We start from the raw sequence: 17,485 nt of genomic DNA, 5'->3' as shown, positions 1-17,485 counted from the left end.
CCCCGCCGCAACAGGCGGCCTACGAAGCCACCACCGCAATCAAAAAAAACTACTTCGAATAAACCAAATCCCGTAGTCCCAACGACAGCCCCGGCCAATAAGTAATCACCATCAGACAAACAATCACCACCCCCACAAACGGAATCAACGGCTTGATCAACCTCTCCAGCGGCAGCTTCGCCACCGCGCAGGCCGCGAACAGATTCACCCCGAACGGCGGCGTGATCATGCCCAGGGCCAGGTTGACCACCATGATGATGCCGAAGTGCACCGGGTCCACCCCGAACTTCAGCGCCACCGGCAGCAGCAGCGGGGCCAGCACCACGATCGAGGCCGAGGTCTCGATGAACATGCCGATCACGAACAGCGCCAGGTTCACGCCCATCAGGAACGAGAACTGGGTGTCGAACAGCTGCGCCAGCCACACGCCCAGCGCGTCGGGGATGCCGGCGCGGTTCAGCAGGAAGCTGAAGACGCCGGCGTTGGCGATCACGAACATGATCACGGCCGTCGACACCACCGACTTGTGCAGCGTGTCCGACAGTTGCTTGAAGCTCAGGCGGCGGTAGACGAACTTGCCCACCACCACCGCGTACATCACCGCCACCACCGAGGCCTCGGTCGGGGTGAAGACGCCGCCGTAGATGCCGCCCAGGATGATCACCGGCATCATCAGCGCCAGCCAGGCGCGCTTGAAGGCCGGCCACAGCGGCAGGCGGCCTTCGCCGTCGCGCTTGCCCAGGTTGTTGCGCTTGGCGTAGAACCAGACGTAGAACATCAGCGCCACGCCGATCAGGATGCCGGGCATGACGCCGGCGATGAACAGCTCGCCGGTGGAAGTGTCGGTGGACACCGCGAACAGGATCATCGGGATCGACGGCGGGATGATCACGCCCAGCTCGGCCGCGCTGGCCTGCAATGACGCGGCGAAGGGCGCGGGATAGCCGTGGCGGATCATGGCCGGGATCAGGATGGCGCCCACCGCGAAGGTGGTGGCGACGCTGGAGCCGGCGACCGCGGCGAAGATCATGCAAGTCAGCACGCAGGTGCAGGCCAGGCCGCCCTGGATGCCGCCGACCACGCTCTTGGCGAACTCCACCATGCGTTCTGAGATGCCGCCGGCTTCCATCAGGTTGCCGGCCAGGATGAAGAACGGGATCGCGACCAGCGGGTATTTGTCCAGCGCGGCGAACAACTGCTGGGCCACCACCAGCCAGGGCAGGTTGGCGGCGCCGACCCCCGCCAGGCTGGCCAGCCCGATCGACACGGCGACCGGCACGGACAGCCCGAAGAAAATCAGCATCGAGACAATCATTAATTGGGACATGGCGATATCGGCTGCTTGGATTCGGGGCGGGGGCTCAACCTTGCGCGTCGTTGCGCACGGGGACGTCTTCTTCTTCGCCGGCGCACCAGCGCGCCAGCACGGCGATGGCGGCGAGCGTCGCGCCCACCGGGATCGCCAGGTAGATCCAGGAAATCGAGATGTCCAGGCTGGGCACGTTCTGGAAACGCACGCGGTAGGTCATCTGGCCGCCGATCCAGGCGATGAAGCCGAGAAAGCCGGCGCAGACCAGGCCGATGACGGCTTCCAGGATGCGGCGGCGCATGCCGCCCAGCAGGTTGCGCAGCAGTTCGACGCTGATCATGGCGCCGTGGCGGAAGGCCAGGGCCACGCCCAGCAGCACCGTCCAGATCAGCAGGGCGCGGGTCAGCACCTCGCTCCAGTCGGCGGGCGAATGCAGCACGAAGCGGGCGATGACCTGGTAGAAGGCGGCGGCCGCGGCGGCCACCAGCAGGAGTTGGGCGATGACCGACACCAGTTTGAACAGGACGCGGTCGAAGGCGCAGAGCAGACGCATGAGGATTTCCAGGGGCGGATGACAGGGCGCGCGGCGCCAGGGGGCGGGCGGAAACCGTTTCCGTCCGCCACCCGTGGCCGTGCCGGCCTTGCGCTTACTTGGTGTCGCGGATCGACTCGATCAGCTTCTTGTCGAACTTCTTGTAGTACTCGGGGTAGGCCGGCTCGACGGCGGCGGCGAAGGCGGCGCGGTCGACTTCCGTGACCTGCATGCCTTCCTTCTTGAGCTGCTCGACGCCGGTCTTCTCGATGTTGTCGACGTAGGCGCGCATGGCCTGGGCCGATTCCTTGCCGGCCTTGTCGAACTTGGCCTTGTCCTCGGCCGACAGGCCGTCATAGACGTTGGACGACATCAGCACCAGCGCCGGGCCGTAGACGTGGCCGGTCAGCGCCAGGTACTTCTGCATCTGCGACAGCTTGGCCGAGGTGATGACCGACAGCGGGTTTTCCTGGCCGTCGATGGTGCCCTGCTGCAAGGCGGTGGCCACTTCCGGCCAGGCCATCGGGGTCGGCAGGATGCCGATCTGGCGGAAGGCGGTGATGTGGATCGGGTTTTCCGTGGTGCGGATCTTCAGGCCCTTGGCGTCGGCCGGCGTCTTGACCGGGCGCACGTTGTTGGTCAGGTGGCGGAAGCCCTGTTCGCCCCAGGCCAGCGCGATGATGCCGCGGCTGGGGAACTTTGCCAGCATATCCTGTCCGATCTTGCTGTCGAGCACGTTGCGGGCGTGTTGCAGGTCGCGCAGCAGGAAGGGGATGTCGAAGACGCCGGTCTCGGGCACGAAGTTCAGGGTGGCGCCGGTCGAGACGATGGCCAGGTCGATGGTGCCGATCTGCAGGCCCTCGATCACTTCGCGCTCGCCGCCCAGCGCGCTGTTGGCGAATTGCTGTACCTTGTACTTGCCGTTGCTGGATGCCTCGATCGACTTGGCCAGGGCGTCGGCGCCGGCGCCATAGTGCGACGACGTGGACAGGGCATAGGCCATCTTCAGGGGAGTCTGGGCCGAGGCGGCCAGGGGCGCGGCGACCGCGCAGGCGGCAAGGATCGTGGCCGCGAGCCAGGATTTACGCATTGTCTTCTCCAGGGATTCGGTATTTTTTTGCAGTGGGTGTGCGGCGCCGCAAGGCGCTTCGCGCATGATAGCGGGATTCGGCCCCCATTCCGGCCGTTGGTTAACATTGGCAGATGATGGATTTCCCTGATGTCTCACGGGCCAGGCGCCCCGGCTTTTGGACCACCCTGGCGCTGGGCGCCCGCATGATGATGCGCGACGCCCGCGCCGGCGAGCTGCGCCTGCTGGTGCTGGCCCTGGTGGTGGCGGTGGCCGCCGTCACCAGCGTCGGCTTCCTGGCCGACCGCGTCAGCCGGGCCCTGGAGCGCGACGCCGGGCAGATGCTGGGCGCCGACCTGGTGCTGGACGCCGACGAGCCGGTGCCGGCCGCCTTCCTCGGCCAGGCCCGCGAACGCGGCCTGTCCGTCTCCAATACCTGGCAGTTCCCTTCCATGGTCAGCGCCGGCGACGGCGCCCAGCTCGCCGCCCTCAAGGCGGTCGAGCCGGGCTACCCGCTGCGCGGCGCCCTGCGGGTGACGGACGCGCCGTTCAATCCCGACGGTCCCACCCGCGACATCCCACCCGAGGGCGCGGTCTGGGTGGACGGCCAGTTGCTGTCGCTGCTGGGCCTGAAGGTCGGCGACACCCTCAATGTGGGCGATGCCCACCTGCGCATCGACCGGGTCATCACCTATGAGCCCGACCGCGGCATGCAGTTCGTCAACGTCGCGCCGCGGGTGATGCTGCGGGCCAGCGACCTGCCGGCCACCGGGCTGATCGCGCCCGGCAGCCGCATCGGCTACGCCCTGCTGGTGGCGGGCCAGCCGGACGCGGTGGCCAACTACTCGGCCTGGCTCGGCCAGAACCTCCAGCGCGGCCAGAAGGTCGCCACGCTGGAATCGGGCCGGCCCGAGGTGCGCCGCACCCTGGACCGGGCGCAGCGCTTCCTGTCGCTGGTGGCGCTGCTGGCGGTGCTGATCTCGGCGGTGGCCGTCGCCCTGGCGGCCGGCCGCTACATGACCCGGCATCGCGACGGCATCGCCGTGATGCGCTGCCTGGGGGCGGTGCAGTCGCAGGTCGCGCGCATGCTGACTCTGGAATTCGCGCTGGTCGGCCTGTTCGCCTCGGCCGCCGGCTGCCTGCTGGGCTATGCGGTGCACCAGGTGCTGGTGATGCTGCTGGGCACGCTGATCGATACCACCTTGCCCGCGCCCTCGGCCATCCCGGCCCTGCAGGGCCTGCTGACCGGCCTGCTGCTGTTGCTGGGCTTCGCCCTGCCGGCCCTGGCGCAGTTGCGCCATGTGCCGCCGGCGCGGGTGTTGCGGCGCGACGCCGACGTCCTCAGCGCCCGCAGCGCGCTCGGCTACGGCGTCGGCGCGGTCGGCTTCGCGCTGCTGATCTGGTGGTTCGCCGGCGACGCCAGGCTGGGCGGCGTGGTGGCGGGCGGGTTCCTGGGGGCCTTTGCGCTGTTCGCGCTGGTGGCCTGGCTCTGCATCCTGGGCCTGGCGCGCCTGCGCGGCCTGGCCGCCGGCCTGCCGGCGCTGCGGTTCGCGCTGGCCGGCGTGGTGCGCCGGCGCGCCGCCACCATCACCCAGGTGTGCGCGCTGGCGGTGGGCCTGATGGCCCTGCTGCTGCTGGCCATGACCCGCACCGACCTGATCCAGGGCTGGCAGCGCACGCTGCCGCCGGACGCGCCCAACCGCTTCCTCATCAATGTGCAGCCCGACCAGCGCCAGGCCGTGACCGACGCGCTGACCCGCGAGGGGCTGGGCCAGATCGTGCTGTCGCCGATGGTGCGCGGCCGCCTGATCGCCGTCAACGGCAAGCCGGTGGGGCCGGACGACTACGAAGAGCCGCGCGCCAAGCGCCTGGTGGACCGCGAATTCAACCTGTCCTACGGCGAGCAGATGCCGTCGTCCAACCGCATCGAGGAGGGCCGCTGGCTCAAGCCGGGTTCGGCCGAGGTGTCGCTGGAGTCGGGCCTGGCCAAGACCCTGGGCATCAAGCTGGGCGACAAGATGACCTTCGACGTGGCCGGCCAGCAGTTCGAGGTGGCCGTGTCCAGCACCCGGCGGGTGGATTGGGATACGATGCGCGTCAATTTTTTCGCCATCCTGACGCCCGAGACCCTGGCCGACATGCCGCAAAGCTGGATCACATCCTTCTACCTGCCGCCGGAAAAGGCCCAGGTGCTGCCCGCGCTGGTGCGGCAGTTTCCGAACCTGACGGTGTTCGACGTGGGCGCCATCCTGCAACAGCTGCAGTCGGTGCTCAACGAGGTCGGCCGCGCGGTGCAGCTGCTGTTCCTGTTCACGCTGGCGGCCGGCGTGCTGGTGCTGTCGGCCGCGCTGACCGCCACCCGCGACGAACGCATGCGCGAGGCCGCGGTGCTGCGCGCGCTGGGCGCCACCCGCAGCCAGCTGGCGCGCTCGCAGCGCATCGAGCTGTGGGCCGTGGGCGGCCTGGCCGGCCTGCTGGCGGCGGCCGGCGCCAGCGCGATCGCTTGGGTTTTATCAACCCAGGTGTTCGATTTCACGATTACCCTCAGCCTTTGGCCCTGGCTGGTGGGGGTCGGCGCGGGTATGCTCGGCGCCTGGGCCGGTGGCGCGCTGGCGCTGCGCGGCGTGCTGCGCACCCCGCCGCTGGTCACCCTGAGAGAAACCTGATGACGACCTCCGTCCAAACCCCTGTCGAACCCGTGGAAACCTCCCGCAGCATTTTCGATCTCCTGGGCGGCGAGCCCGGCGTGCGCGCCCTGGTCGACCGCTTCTATGACCTGATGGACATGGAGCCGGACCTGAAGGAGCTGCGCGCCGCGCACGGCCCCAGCCTGGACGAGGCCCGCGACAAGCTGTTCTGGTTCCTGTGCGGCTATTTCGGCGGCCCGGACCACTATATAGAGCGCTTCGGCCATCCGCGCCTGCGGGCGCGGCACCTGCCGTTCTCGATCGGCGAGATCGAGCGCGACCAATGGGTGGCCTGCATGGGCCGCGCCATGGAGGACGAGGGCATCGACCCCGCCCTGGTCGAGCGCCTGCTGCAGGCCTTCTTCGGCGTGGCCGACTGGATGCGCAACCGTGAAGGCTGAGCGGGACCCCACCGGCGCCCGGCGCCATCGCTGGCCGGCGCCGCTGGCCGGCGCCATGCTGGCCGACCCGCGCCTGGGCGAATCGGGCCCCGAACTGTTCAACCCGGCCCACTATGGCGACCGCGCCCGGCCGGTGGACGCCGGCGGCCGTCAGGCCGCCTGGTTCGTGCAGGGGCAGGGCTGGCAGGGCGTGTTGCGGCGCTACCGGCGCGGCGGGTTGATCGCCAAGCTCAGCCGCGACACCTACCTGTGGGCGGGCGAGGCCCGCACCCGCAGCTTCCGCGAGTTCCGCCTGCTGGCCGCGATGCGCGCCCAGGGGCTGCCGGTGCCGGCGCCGCTGGCCGCGGCCTACTGGCACCAGGGTCCGACCTACCGCGCCGCCATCGTGGTCGAGCGCATCCCCGGCGTGCGGCCGCTGGCCCAGGCGCTGGCCGAACCCCTGTGGCAGCCGGTGGCCGAGGCCATCGCGCGCATGCACCGGGCCGGCGTCTGGCACGCCGACCTGAACGCCTTCAACATCCTGATCGGCTCGGACGGCCAGGTCTGGCTGATCGATTTCGACCGCGGCACGCAGGGCGGCCTGTCCGACCGCCAGCGCCAGGGCAACCTGGAACGCCTGCGCCGCTCCCTGGTCAAAGTGGCGGGGGAGGACGGCGAGCGCTTCTGGCTCAAATTGCGCGACAGCTACTGGACCGCCTGGGGGGTTGGCGTACAGCCTTGAGGCAGGCGGCGCCACCGGCCCGATCCGGGCCCAATTGCGGCAAATTGCGCTAAATCTCCCGGTAAAGTTGGGCAGGTCATCGCTAAAAGGCTTTATGATTCCGCCTTTTGGTACTCCTGTAACTTACGGCATATAGCTGGGGGGCTGGTAATGAAACTACGGGCGGGAATGCGCTGGGCGCTGGGGACGATGCTGATCGCGGCAGCCACGTCGGCGGCGGTGGCGCAGAACAAGGTCGTCAACGTCTACAACTGGGCCGAATACACGGCTCCGGACACGATCTCGGGTTTCGAGAAGGAAACCGGCATCAAGGTCCGCTACGACGTCTACGACAGCAACGACACCCTGCAGGCCAAGCTCCTGGCCGGCAAATCGGGTTACGACGTCGTTGTCCCGTCCACGCATTACGCCTCGCGCCAGATCGAGGCCGGCCTGTTCCAGAAACTGGACAAGTCCAAGATCCCCAACTGGAAGTACCTGGATCCCGACGTCATGGCGCTGGTCGCCGCGGTCGATCCCGGCAACGAATACGCCATTCCCTGGGGCTACGGCACCAACGGCCTGGGCTACAACGTCACCAAGGTCAAGCAGATCATGGGCGACAACGTCGACCTGGGCAACTGGGACATGATCTTCAAGCCCGAGAACGCCGCCAAGCTCAAGGAATGCGGCATCTCGATGCTGGACGAGGCCGCGCAGGTGTTCCCGGCGGTGCTCAAGTACCTGGGCAAGGACCCCAACAGCGCCAACCCGGACGACTACAAGGCCGCGCTGGACGTGCTCAAGCAGATCCGGCCGTACATCCGCCAGTTCAGCTCGTCGGGCTACATCGACGAGCTGGCCGTGGGCGACCTGTGCATGGTCTACGGCTTCTCGGGCGACGTCATGATCGCCCGCAAGCGCGCCCAGGAAGCCAAGAAAGCCTATGAAGTGAACTACTTCATTCCCAAGGGCGGCGCCCCGGCCTGGTTCGACCTGATGGTCATCCCGAAGGACGCGCCGCATCCGGAAGAAGCCCTGGCGTTCATCAACTACATCGAGACGCCCAAGGTCCACGCCGCCATCACCAACACCATGTTCTACCCGAACGCCAACAAAGAGGCGCGGCAGTACGTGGTCAAGGACGTGGCCGACAACCCCATGATCTACCCGTCGCCCGAGGTCTCCAAGACCCTGTATGTCATCAAGGCGCAGCCCTTGAACATCCAACGCCTGCAGACGCGCATGTGGGCCGAGCTGAAATCGGGGCGCTGATCATCATGACCGATAGCCGTTACTCGGCGCAGCTTGCGGCCGATCCGGACGAGTTCGTCCGGGTGACCGACGTGGTGAAGATTTTCGGCGACGTGGTCGCCGTGCGTTCCGTCAATCTCTCGGTCAAGCGCAACGAGATCTTCGCGCTGCTGGGCAGCTCCGGCAGCGGCAAATCGACCCTGTTGCGCATGCTGGCCGGCTTCGAGGAAGCCACCTCGGGCCAGATCCTGCTCGATGGCGAGGACATCACCAGCGTGCCGCCGTACCGGCGGCCGGTCAACATGATGTTCCAGTCGTACGCGCTGTTCCCGCACATGACGGTCGAGGCCAACGTGGCCTTCGGCCTGAAGCAGGAGGGCGTGGACCGCGCCGAGATCCACGACCGCGTGTTCGAGGCGCTCGACCTGGTGCAGATGGCCGGCTATTCGCGCCGCAAGCCCAACCAGCTGTCCGGCGGCCAGCAGCAGCGCGTGGCGCTGGCGCGCAGCCTGGTCAAGCGGCCCAAGCTGCTGCTGCTGGACGAGCCGATGTCGGCGCTGGACAAGCAGATCCGCCAGAAGACCCAGATCGAGCTGGTCAAGATCCTGGAGCAGGTCGGCGTGACCTGCATCATGGTGACCCACGACCAGGAAGAGGCCATGACCATGGCGCACCGCCTGGCGGTCATGACCGACGGCCAGATCGTCCAGTGCGGCACGCCGCAGGACGTCTACGCCTTCCCGAACTCGCGCTTCGTCGCCAGCTTCATCGGTTCGACCAACATGTTCACCGGCACCATCGTGGTCGATGAACCCGACCACGTCGCCATCGAAAGCCCCGAACTGAGCCGCCCGCTGTACGTCAGCCACGGCGTCAGCGAGCCGCTGGGCATGGACGTGCACGTCTCCATCCGCCCCGAGCGCATGGTGGTGTCGCGCGAGCAGCCCGCCGGCGACTACAACTGGGCCCACGGCATGGTCAGCCACATGGCCTGGATGGGCAGCTACGCGCTCTACCAGATCCGCCTGGATTCCGGCGCCATGGTCGAGGCCAGCGTGCCCAGCCTGCAGCTGGCCCAACTGGACGCCCCGGGCATCGACGAAGAGATCTTCGTCAGCTGGGACGCCGACAGCGCGACGGTGCTGGCGTCATGAGCCGCTTCTCGCCCCGCGACTGGCTGCCCTCGGGCCGGACGCTGGCGGTGGTGCCGCCGTTCGCCTGGCTGGTGCTGTTCCTGCTGGTGCCGTTCCTGCTGGTGTTCAAGATCAGCTTCGCCGAGCTCAAGTTCGGCATTCCGCCGTACACCGCGCTGGCGGAATTCAAGGACGAGGCGGTGCAGTTCAGCCTGCACCTGCGCGGCTACATCCTGCTGTTCACCGACAGCCTGTATTTCGCCACCTACCTCAGCTCGGTCAAGATCGCCGCCATCACCACGCTGGCCTGTGTGCTGATCGGCTATCCCATGGCGTACTACATCGCGCGCTCGTCGCCGCGCGTGCGCAACCTGCTGCTGCTGGGTGTGATCCTGCCGTTCTGGACCTCGCTGCTGCTGCGCGTGTACGCCTGGGTCGGCATCCTGCGCAACGACGGCCTCTTGAACAACTTCCTGCAATGGCTCGGCATCATCTCCAGCCCGCTGGAGATCTACCGCACCGACCTGGCCGTGTACATCGGCATGGTCTATGCGTACCTGCCGTTCTTCATCCTGCCGCTGTACGCCACGCTGGTGAAGATGGACCTGCGCCTGCTGGAAGCCGCCTACGACCTGGGCGCCAAGCCCTGGCAGGCGTTCTGGCAGATCACCGTGCCGCTGTCGCGCCAGGGAGTGATCGCCGGCGCCATGCTGGTGTTCATCCCGGCGGTCGGCGAATACGTCATTCCCGAAATGCTGGGCGGCGCCAACACGCTGATGATGGGCCGGGTCATGTGGAACGAGTTCTTCAACAATACCGATTGGCCGATGGCCTCGGCGGTGACCTGCGTGATGGTGCTGCTGTTGCTGGTGCCGCTGGCGCTGTTCCAGTACAACCAGGTCAAGCAGCAGGAACTGGCCAGCGGAGGCCGCAAATGAACGGTCCCAACAAGACCTTGCGCGCCGTGGTGCTGGGGCTGGGCTACTTCTTCCTGTACGTGCCCATCATCAGCCTGATGGTGTTCTCGTTCAACGAATCGCCCGCCGTCACCTCCTGGACCGGTTTCTCGTTCCGCTGGTACCACTCGCTGTTCAATGACGACGCGCTGCTGCGCGCGGCCTGGCTGTCGTTCCGCATCGCCGCCATGACCGCCACCGCGGCCGTCATCATCGGCACCTGGGCCGGTTACGTGCTGGGGCGCATGGGCCGTTTCCGCGGTTTCGCGCTGTACGTCGGCATGCTGAGCGCGCCACTGGTGATCCCCGAAGTGGTGCTGGGCATCTCGCTCCTGCTGATGTTCGTGGAACTGCGCGGCCACCTCGGCTGGCCGGCCGAGAACGGCATCTTCACCATCTGGGTCGGCCACGTGACGCTGTGCATGGCCTTCGTGGCGGTGGTGATCCAGACCCGCATCCGCGACCTCGACCGCTCGCTGGAAGAGGCCGCGCTGGACCTGGGCGCCACGCCCATCACCGTGTTCTTCAAGATCACGCTGCCGCTGATCGCGCCGGCGCTGGCCTCGGCCTGGCTGCTATCCTTCACGCTGTCGCTGGACGACGTGGTGCTGGCGTCGTTCCTGTCCGGCCCCAGCTCCAGCACCCTGCCGATGGAAGTCTTTTCGCGGGTGCGGCTGGGCCTGAAACCCGAGATCAATGCGTTGGCGACGCTGTTCATCCTGGCGGTGGGCACCTGCGTCATCCTGGCCAACCGCATGCAATGGCGCAAGGAGTCCGAACCCAAATGAAGCAAACCACCCTGTATGGCCTGACCAAGTGCAGCACCTGCGTCAAGGCGCGCGAGTGGCTGACCGCGAACGGCGTCGATCACCAGTTCATCGACTACCGCGACCACCCGGTGCCGGCCGCCACCCTGAAGGAATGGGCCGGTCAGCTCGGCGGCTGGGAAAAACTGGTCAACCGCGCCTCGATGACCTGGCGCAATCTGCCCGACGATCGCAAGACGGCCAGCACCGATGCGCAGTGGACCAAGCTGATCGCCGAGTTTCCGGCGCTGGTGCGCCGCCCGGTGGCGGTGACGGCCGACGGCGAGGTCGGCGTCGGCTTCAGCGAAAAGCGCTACGGCGAACGCTTCGCCTGACACCGTGGCTGCCATGGCCCACAAGGCATCGCGCCGCGCCGGCAAGGCGTTGCCCGATGCCTTTTTTGATCGCGACGCGCGCCAGCTGGCGCGAGAACTGCTGGGCAAGGTGGTGCGCCATCGCGTCGACGGCCTGTGGCTGTCGGCGCGCATCATCGAGACCGAGGCCTACTACCTGGAAGAGAAGGGCAGCCACGCCTCGCTCGGCTACACCCACAAGCGCCGCGCCCTGTTCATGGATGGCGGCGTGGTCTACATGTATTACGCCCGCGGCGGCGACTCGCTCAATTTCAGCGCGGGCGGCCCCGGCAACGCGGTCCTGATCAAGTCCGCCTATCCCTGGGTCGACGCCGTTTCCGGCCCCGACGCGCTGGCCCGCATGCAGGCCCTGAACCCCGATGCCCAGGGGCGGCCGCGGCCGCCGGGCCGGCTGTGCGCCGGCCAGACGCTGCTGTGCCGCGCGCTCGGCCTGAAGGTGCCCGACTGGGACGCGCGCCGCTTCGATCCCGAGGCGCTGTACGTCGAGGACGTGGGCGAGTCGCCCCAGGTGCTGATCAGCGCCACGCGGCTGGGCATTCCCGCCGGACGCGACGAACACCTGGAATACCGTTACGTTGATCCGGCCTACGCGGCCTGGTGCACCCGCAACCCGCTGCGCCGGGGGCAGCAGGCGGGGCGGGACTATCACTGGGTGGACGGGTCGGGGGCGCCCCTCAAGCGGGCGCCCTGAGGACGCGGCTCAGGTCCCGGGGTCGACGCGGTTCGCGGCCCTGAGCGCCGCCTCGCGGGCGCGCCGGGCCATCGCGGCCCGCATTTCGGCGTACTTGCGCTGGATCCGCTTGCGGTTCAGGCGCTTGCTCCAGGCGTATACCGGCACCAGCGGCAGCACGCCGAAGCCGTCAATCAGGAACAGCCCCGACTTGCCGTCGGCATTCAGGCCGCAGGCGATGTTGCTGGGCGACAGGTCGTGCAGCACCACGTGGGCGTCGGCCAGGTCTTCGACGAACTCGTCCAGTTGCGCTGACAGCGCCTCGTCCATCTTGCCTTGGCGCGCCAGGTCGGCCACCGTGGGGGCGATGTTGCCGACCTCGTCGGTGATCTTCTCGACCAGCAGGCCCAGGCCCAGCGTGGTCTGGGCCAGGCCCAGGATGCGCGCCATCGGCACCCGCCAGACGCCCGAGGGGCGCGTGGTGGTGGTGACGTATTCAGTGATTTCGTTCAGGTAGACGCGGTAGGCGCTTTCGCGCTGGTACTGTTTGTACCAGCGCTTGAACGGGCGGGTTTCGAGATAGACCGCGCGCGCCTGCATGTCCATGACCTTGACGAGCAGGGAAGGCGCATGGGGATGCTGGAAGATATGACGGTCCCCGCCCACTGCGACTGGCGTTTCGTCATTGAGATTCAATGGGCCGAAGACGGAGCCGAAGGCGACGGGGGACGGACAGAATGTTGGGAGATCAGCTGTATTCAACTGCTTTTAAGGTTATATGTAAGTTGTTAACAGTTTAATGCCGTTGCTTGCTTTTCGCTTTTTGAAGCCTCAAGGAAGTCGTTTCCGATGACTACGGGGGCCGGATCAGAGTCCTATAATTTCACGCGCCCGGCGTGGGCGCGCGGCGTTGAGAAGGGGCCACTTTGTCGAATGATGTTCTGCTATGGATTGCCGCGGGCGGCGCGGTGCTGGCTTGCCTGATTGCCTTGCTGGCCTGGCTGTCGCGGCCGGCGCGCGATGACCGGCTCGACGCGCTGCTGGAAGGCCTGGAGCGCACCGAGCGCGCCCTGCGCGCCGACATGGCGGAGAGTCAGCGCGGCCTGCGCGCCGAGTTCGCCGAATCCACCCGCGGCCTGCGCCAGGAACTTGCCCAATCCCACGGCGACCTGCGCGCCGCCCTGACGCGCGACGCGCAGGCGGCGCGGGCCGAATCGGCCGAGTCGCTGGCGCGTTTCGCGGCGGGTTTCGGCGACCAATTGCAGGGACTCATCCAGATCAATGAGCGGCGCCTGATGGAGGTGCGGACCACGGTCGATCAGCGCCTGCAAGCGTTGCAGAATGACAACAGCGCGAAGCTGGACGACATGCGCCGCACCGTCGACGAGAAGCTCCACGCCACGCTTGAGCAGCGCCTGGGCGAATCGTTCAAGCAGGTGTCGGACCGTCTCGAGGCCGTGCACAAGGGGCTGGGCGAGATGCAGGCGCTGGCCGCCGGCGTCGGCGATCTCAAGCGCGTGCTGACCAACGTCAAGTCGCGCGGCACCTGGGGCGAGGTGCAGCTGGCGCGGCTGATCGAGGACAACATGACCCCCGAGCAGTACGCCGCCAACATCAAGCCGGTGCCGGGCAGCGACGCGGTGGTCGAATTCGCCATCCGCCTGCCGGGGCGGGGCGATGGCGCCGCCCCGGTCTGGCTGCCGATCGACGCCAAGTTCCCCAAGGAAGAATACGAGCGCCTGATGGACGCGCAGGAAGCCGCCGACGCCGAGGGCGTGAAGGCCGCCGGCGCCGCGCTGGGCAAGGCGGTCGAGGTGCAGGCGCGGCTGATCGCCGGCAAGTACGTGGCGCCGCCGCACACCACCGACTTCGCCATCATGTTCCTGCCGACCGAAAGCCTGTACGCCGAAGTGCTGCGGCGTCCCGGCCTGCTGGACCGCCTGCACGACCTGCGCATCAACGTGGCCGGGCCCAGCAACCTGGCGGCCCTGCTCAACAGCCTGCAGATGGGCTTTCGCACGCTGGCCATCGAGCAGCGTTCGTCCGAGGTCTGGCAGGTGCTGCGCGCGGTCAAGACCGAGTTCGGCAAGTTCGGCGACGCGCTGGCCGGCGTCAAGAAGACGCTGGACACCGCCAGCAGCAAGATCGGCCAGACCGAGGTGCGCACGCGCGCCATGCTGCGCAACCTCAAGAGCGTCGAGGCCCTGCCCGAAGCCGAGGCGCTGCGCCTGCTGGGCGGCGAAGGCGCCGTGGCCGATGACGGCGCGGACGACGCCGCCACCGACGACGCGCCGGCCGCGCCGGGTTCCGGCGCCTGATTCGCGCGGCCGTCGCCGGGCCCGGCTTGTGACCCGGGCGCTCTGTCGATATCCTCATACTTGCGGCATTCCGCCGTCGATATCTGGAGCATCGTAAGCATGGGCACGGCTGACCGAGTTGATTCCTCTTCCTTCGACGCGATGGCGCTGGGCGCCGATATCGCCCAGGGAGCCACGACGGCGCTTGCCGCGATGCAGCAGGCGCTGGAGCGGGTGGCGGCGCGCAATCCGTCGATCAACGCGGCCTGCGGCGTGCAGGCCGAACTGGGCCTGGACCTGGCGCGCGCGCTGGACGGCGAGCTGGCGGCGCTGACAGACGAGCAGCGGCTCGCCCTGCTGGACGAACGTCCGTTCCTGGGCGTGCCGACCCTGCTCAAGGACCTTGGCACCGCGGCGCTGGGCCTGCCCAGCGCCATGGGCTCGGTGCTGTACGGCCAGGTCGACTGGAGCGTCGACGCCGAGATCGTCACGCGCTACCGCCGCGCCGGCCTGATCCCGTTCGGCCGCAGCACCAGCGCCGAACTGGGCCTGAGCCCCACCAGCGAATCGCCCGTCTACGGCGCGCCCACCCAGAACCCCTGGAAGGCCGGCCACAGCGCCGGCGGTTCCAGCGGCGGCGCCGGCGCGGCGCTGGCCAGCGGCATGGTGCGCATCGCGCACGGCAGCGACGGCGGCGGCTCGATCCGCATTCCCGCCTCGTGTTGCGGCGTGCTCGGCCTGAAGCCCTCGCGCGGCATGATGCCGCTGGGACCGCTCAAGGGCGAGGGCTGGGGCGGCCTGGCCACCGAACACATGATGACCCTGTCGGTGCGCGACTGCGCCGCGGCGCTGGACATCAGCGCCGGCGCCGATGTCGGCGCGCCCTATGCCGCGCCGGCCAGGCCGGGCGAGTCCTACCGCGACATCGTGGCGCGAGTGGCGGCCGATCCGCGCTCGGCGCCGCGCCGCTGCATCGCCTACATCAACACCACCTACGAAGGCCAGGCCATCCATCCCGAGGTCGCGGCCGCGGTCGACGAGGCCGCGCGCCTGTTCGCCGGCCTGGGCCACGAACTGGTGGCGGCCGCGCCGCCGGTGGGTTCCGAGGAAGTGCTGTCGCCGATGCTGCCGCTGATCGCCAGCGCCGCCGCCAACGCCATCGACAGCTACGTCGGCGCCCGCAACCGCCGGCTCGCCGCGGACGAATTGCAGCCCACCACGCTCGGCGCGCGCGAATACGCCCGCGCCATTTCCGGCGCCCAGTACGTGGCCTGCGTCGACGCCTGCCACGAGATCACGCGCCGCATCGGCCGCTTCCTGCATCGCGAAGGCACGCAGGGCCACGACCTGTTCCTGTCGCCGGTGCTGGCGCAATTGCCGGCGCCCATCGGCCGCTACGCGATGGACAACGCCGACTACCTGGCCTACCGCCTGGGCAAGAAGGGCGTGATCGGCTATTCGCCGTTCGCGCCGCTGGCCAACCTGACGGGCATGCCCGCCATTTCCATTCCGTTCGGCCTGTCGGCCGACGGCCTGCCGATCGGCATCCAGGTCATGGGCCCGCTGGGCAGCGAGGCCTGGCTGCTGGAACTGGCCGCCCAGGTCGAGGCCCTGCGGCCCTGGCAGCGGGTGGCGCCCATCGCCAGATAGGCGCGCGGGCGGGACGCGCCGGCCGTCGCGGCGCGCCATCGAATAGCGAATAGGAGCAGCCAGCATGCCGTCGTTCGTGACTCATACCGTCCTTAACCAGGTCCCGCCCCTGGAAGACTATTCGTTGTTCGACACCGATCCGGCGCTGCGCGAGGCCGCCGCGCGCGAGGGCGCCGGCGCCTGGACCGGCGACCTGGCCGCGCATGGCGCCTGGCTTGGACGGGCGCAGACGCTGGCCGCCGGCGCCGACGTCAACCGCTGTCCGCCGCGGCTGGTGGCCTACGACCGGGCCGGCCATCGCATCGACCACGTGGATTTCCATCCGGCCTGGCAACTGCTGATGAGCGGCATCGTGGCGCGCGGCCTGCACAGCCGCGCCTGGGCGCAGCCGGTGCCGGGCGCGCAGGTGGCGCGGGCCGCGGCCTATCTGATGCAGGGCCAGGTCGAGGCCGGCACGCTGTGCCCGACCACCATGACCTTTGCCGCTGTGCCGCTGCTGCAGCGCGAACCGGCGGGCGTGGTGGACTACGGCGGCGACTGGCTGCCGGCGCTGTATTCGCGTGAATTCGACGGCGCCGATGCGCCGCTGGCGGGCAAGCGCGGCGCGTTGATCGGCATGGGCCTGACCGAAAAGCAGGGCGGTTCCGACCTGCGCGCGGTCACCACCCGCGCCACGCCGCTGGGCGCGGCCGGGCGCGGCTGCGCCTATCAGCTGGTGGGCCACAAATGGTTCTTTTCGGTGCCGCAGGCCGACGCCCACCTGGTGCTGGCGCAGACCGACGAAGGGCTCAGCTGCTTTTTCGTGCCGCGCTGGATTCCGGGCGGCCCGCGCAACGCGGTGCGCATCCGCCGCCTGAAGGACAAGCTGGGCAACCACAGCAACGCCAGCGCCGAAGTCGAGTTCGAGGACGCCTGGGGCGTCATGGTGGGCGAGCCGGGCCGCGGCCTGGCGGTGCTGCTCGAGATGGCCGCCACCACCCGGCTCGATTGTGTGCTGGGCAGCGCCGCGCTGCTGCGCCAGGCGCTGGTGCAGTCGCTGCACCATGCCGGTCACCGCCACGCCTTCGGCAAGCCGCTGCTGGCGCAAACGCTGATGCGCAACGTGCTGGGCGACCTGGCGCTGGAGGCCGAGGCCGCGCAGGCGCTGGCGCTGCGGCTGGCGCGCGCGGTGGACGAGCGCGCCGACGCCGGGGCGCGCGCGCTGGCGCGGGTCGGCACGCCGGCCGCCAAGCTGTGGGTCTGCAAGCGCGCGATCGCGGCGGTGGCCGAATGCATGGAGGCCTGGGGCGGCAACGGCTACGTCGAAGAGGGGCCGATGCCGCGCCTGTACCGTGAAACCCCGGTCAATTCCATCTGGGAAGGGTCGGGCAACGTCATGGCGCTGGACGTGTTGCGGGCCTTGCAGCGCGAGCCCGAGGCGCTGCCGGCGCTGGAAGCCGAATTCGCGCCCGCCTCGGGCCAGCATCGTGAGTTCGACGCGGCGCTGGCGCAGTGGCGGGCGCTGCTGGCGGATCCGTCTCAGGCCGAGTTCCAGGCCCGCCGCATCGCCTGCGGGCTGGCGCGGCTGTGGCAGGCGGCGCTGTTGATCCGGCATGCGCCCGAGCCGGTGGCGCGGGGTTTCGTCGGCAGCCGCCTGGGCGCGGCGGG

At 68.7% G+C, this 17,485-nt stretch carries 16 protein-coding genes; 12 read left to right on the top strand and 4 right to left on the bottom strand.

Translation table 11 applies throughout. The features are described from left to right. Positions 1-49: 49 nt before the first annotated feature. The 3 genes from AOZ53_RS26480 to AOZ53_RS26470 form a co-directional block, all read right to left on the bottom strand. Complete coding sequence (locus tag AOZ53_RS26480; RefSeq protein WP_054434357.1) at positions 50-1,327, bottom strand: TRAP transporter large permease; 1,278 nt, start codon at positions 1,325-1,327, stop codon at positions 50-52. Between the two features lie 34 nt (positions 1,328-1,361). Further along, positions 1,362-1,862 (bottom strand): TRAP transporter small permease, encoded by a 501-nt coding sequence (locus AOZ53_RS26475; RefSeq protein WP_054490027.1) that lies wholly within the window; start codon positions 1,860-1,862, stop codon positions 1,362-1,364. 94 nt (positions 1,863-1,956) lie between these two features. Continuing rightward, positions 1,957-2,931, bottom strand: a complete 975-nt coding sequence (locus tag AOZ53_RS26470) for a TRAP transporter substrate-binding protein (RefSeq protein ID WP_054434361.1) — start codon at positions 2,929-2,931, stop codon at positions 1,957-1,959. A gap of 113 nt (positions 2,932-3,044) precedes the next feature. Here AOZ53_RS26470 and AOZ53_RS26465 point away from each other — a divergent pair, with 113 nt between their 5' ends. The 9 genes from AOZ53_RS26465 (at position 3,045) to AOZ53_RS26425 (ending at position 11,912) form a co-directional block, all read left to right on the top strand. Further along, positions 3,045-5,576 (top strand): ABC transporter permease, encoded by a 2,532-nt coding sequence (locus AOZ53_RS26465; RefSeq protein ID WP_054490025.1) that lies wholly within the window; start codon positions 3,045-3,047, stop codon positions 5,574-5,576. Continuing rightward, positions 5,576-5,998 carry a group II truncated hemoglobin gene (locus AOZ53_RS26460; protein ID WP_082380588.1) on the top strand — a complete coding sequence of 141 codons (423 nt, stop codon included), beginning with the start codon at positions 5,576-5,578 and terminating at the stop codon, positions 5,996-5,998. Before AOZ53_RS26465 ends, AOZ53_RS26460 begins: the two co-directional genes overlap by 1 nt. A gap of 55 nt (positions 5,999-6,053) precedes the next feature. Next, positions 6,054-6,719: a 3-deoxy-D-manno-octulosonic acid kinase gene (locus AOZ53_RS26455; RefSeq protein ID WP_369816855.1), complete on the top strand. Its 666-nt coding sequence runs from the start codon at positions 6,054-6,056 to the stop codon at positions 6,717-6,719. Positions 6,720-6,869: 150 nt separating this feature from the next. Further along, positions 6,870-7,973: a polyamine ABC transporter substrate-binding protein gene (locus AOZ53_RS26450; protein WP_054434367.1), complete on the top strand. Its 1,104-nt coding sequence runs from the start codon at positions 6,870-6,872 to the stop codon at positions 7,971-7,973. 5 nt (positions 7,974-7,978) lie between these two features. Beyond that, entirely contained in the window at positions 7,979-9,106 is a 1,128-nt protein-coding gene (locus AOZ53_RS26445) for an ABC transporter ATP-binding protein (RefSeq protein ID WP_054478601.1), read from the top strand. Further along, positions 9,103-10,023, top strand: a complete 921-nt coding sequence (locus tag AOZ53_RS26440) for an ABC transporter permease subunit (RefSeq protein WP_006393877.1) — start codon at positions 9,103-9,105, stop codon at positions 10,021-10,023. Before AOZ53_RS26445 ends, AOZ53_RS26440 begins: the two co-directional genes overlap by 4 nt. Beyond that, entirely contained in the window at positions 10,020-10,829 is an 810-nt protein-coding gene (locus AOZ53_RS26435) for an ABC transporter permease subunit (RefSeq protein ID WP_006384055.1), read from the top strand. The genes AOZ53_RS26440 and AOZ53_RS26435 overlap by 4 nt, the downstream gene beginning before the upstream one ends. After that, complete coding sequence (locus tag AOZ53_RS26430; protein WP_054434374.1) at positions 10,826-11,182, top strand: Spx/MgsR family RNA polymerase-binding regulatory protein; 357 nt, start codon at positions 10,826-10,828, stop codon at positions 11,180-11,182. Before AOZ53_RS26435 ends, AOZ53_RS26430 begins: the two co-directional genes overlap by 4 nt. A 13-nt stretch (positions 11,183-11,195) precedes the next feature. Beyond that, positions 11,196-11,912 carry a DNA-3-methyladenine glycosylase gene (locus AOZ53_RS26425; RefSeq protein WP_156333534.1) on the top strand — a complete coding sequence of 239 codons (717 nt, stop codon included), beginning with the start codon at positions 11,196-11,198 and terminating at the stop codon, positions 11,910-11,912. A gap of 9 nt (positions 11,913-11,921) precedes the next feature. Here AOZ53_RS26425 and AOZ53_RS26420 read toward each other — a convergent pair whose 3' ends face one another. Then, entirely contained in the window at positions 11,922-12,653 is a 732-nt protein-coding gene (locus tag AOZ53_RS26420; RefSeq protein WP_054434378.1) for a PhoP regulatory network YrbL family protein, read from the bottom strand. Positions 12,654-12,817: 164 nt separating this feature from the next. Between AOZ53_RS26420 and rmuC the strand changes: the two genes are divergently transcribed. The 3 genes from rmuC to AOZ53_RS26405 form a co-directional block, all read left to right on the top strand. Next, positions 12,818-14,209 (top strand): DNA recombination protein RmuC, encoded by a 1,392-nt coding sequence (rmuC, locus tag AOZ53_RS26415; RefSeq protein WP_054434380.1) that lies wholly within the window; start codon positions 12,818-12,820, stop codon positions 14,207-14,209. 99 nt (positions 14,210-14,308) lie between these two features. Next, positions 14,309-15,838: an amidase gene (locus AOZ53_RS26410; RefSeq protein ID WP_054490019.1), complete on the top strand. Its 1,530-nt coding sequence runs from the start codon at positions 14,309-14,311 to the stop codon at positions 15,836-15,838. A 64-nt stretch (positions 15,839-15,902) separates the two neighbouring features. Then, positions 15,903-17,485, top strand: a 1,583-nt coding sequence (locus tag AOZ53_RS26405; protein ID WP_082385780.1) for an isovaleryl-CoA dehydrogenase, incomplete at its 3' end; no start/stop codon positions are given.

The sequence above is a fragment of the Achromobacter sp. 2789STDY5608621 genome, assembly GCF_001299375.1.
GTDB lineage: Bacteria > Pseudomonadota > Gammaproteobacteria > Burkholderiales > Burkholderiaceae_B > Achromobacter > Achromobacter insuavis.
The sequence above is the reverse complement of the archived record's forward strand: the minus strand, read 5'-3'. Positions and strand labels throughout refer to the sequence as shown.

Coding starts and splice junctions, on each gene's coding strand:
- AOZ53_RS26435 (WP_006384055.1), top strand. CDS start 10,020: ATGAACGGTCCCAACAAGACCTTGCGCGCCGTGGTGCTGGGGCTGGGC.
- AOZ53_RS26465 (WP_054490025.1), top strand. CDS start 3,045: ATGATGGATTTCCCTGATGTCTCACGGGCCAGGCGCCCCGGCTTTTGG.
- AOZ53_RS26445 (WP_054478601.1), top strand. CDS start 7,979: ATGACCGATAGCCGTTACTCGGCGCAGCTTGCGGCCGATCCGGACGAG.
- AOZ53_RS26440 (WP_006393877.1), top strand. CDS start 9,103: ATGAGCCGCTTCTCGCCCCGCGACTGGCTGCCCTCGGGCCGGACGCTG.
- AOZ53_RS26455 (WP_369816855.1), top strand. CDS start 6,054: ATGCTGGCCGACCCGCGCCTGGGCGAATCGGGCCCCGAACTGTTCAAC.
- AOZ53_RS26480 (WP_054434357.1), bottom strand. CDS start 1,327: ATGTCCCAATTAATGATTGTCTCGATGCTGATTTTCTTCGGGCTGTCC.
- AOZ53_RS26450 (WP_054434367.1), top strand. CDS start 6,870: ATGAAACTACGGGCGGGAATGCGCTGGGCGCTGGGGACGATGCTGATC.
- AOZ53_RS26425 (WP_156333534.1), top strand. CDS start 11,196: ATGGCCCACAAGGCATCGCGCCGCGCCGGCAAGGCGTTGCCCGATGCC.
- AOZ53_RS26470 (WP_054434361.1), bottom strand. CDS start 2,931: ATGCGTAAATCCTGGCTCGCGGCCACGATCCTTGCCGCCTGCGCGGTC.
- AOZ53_RS26410 (WP_054490019.1), top strand. CDS start 14,309: ATGGGCACGGCTGACCGAGTTGATTCCTCTTCCTTCGACGCGATGGCG.
- AOZ53_RS26475 (WP_054490027.1), bottom strand. CDS start 1,862: ATGCGTCTGCTCTGCGCCTTCGACCGCGTCCTGTTCAAACTGGTGTCG.
- AOZ53_RS26430 (WP_054434374.1), top strand. CDS start 10,826: ATGAAGCAAACCACCCTGTATGGCCTGACCAAGTGCAGCACCTGCGTC.
- AOZ53_RS26460 (WP_082380588.1), top strand. CDS start 5,576: ATGACGACCTCCGTCCAAACCCCTGTCGAACCCGTGGAAACCTCCCGC.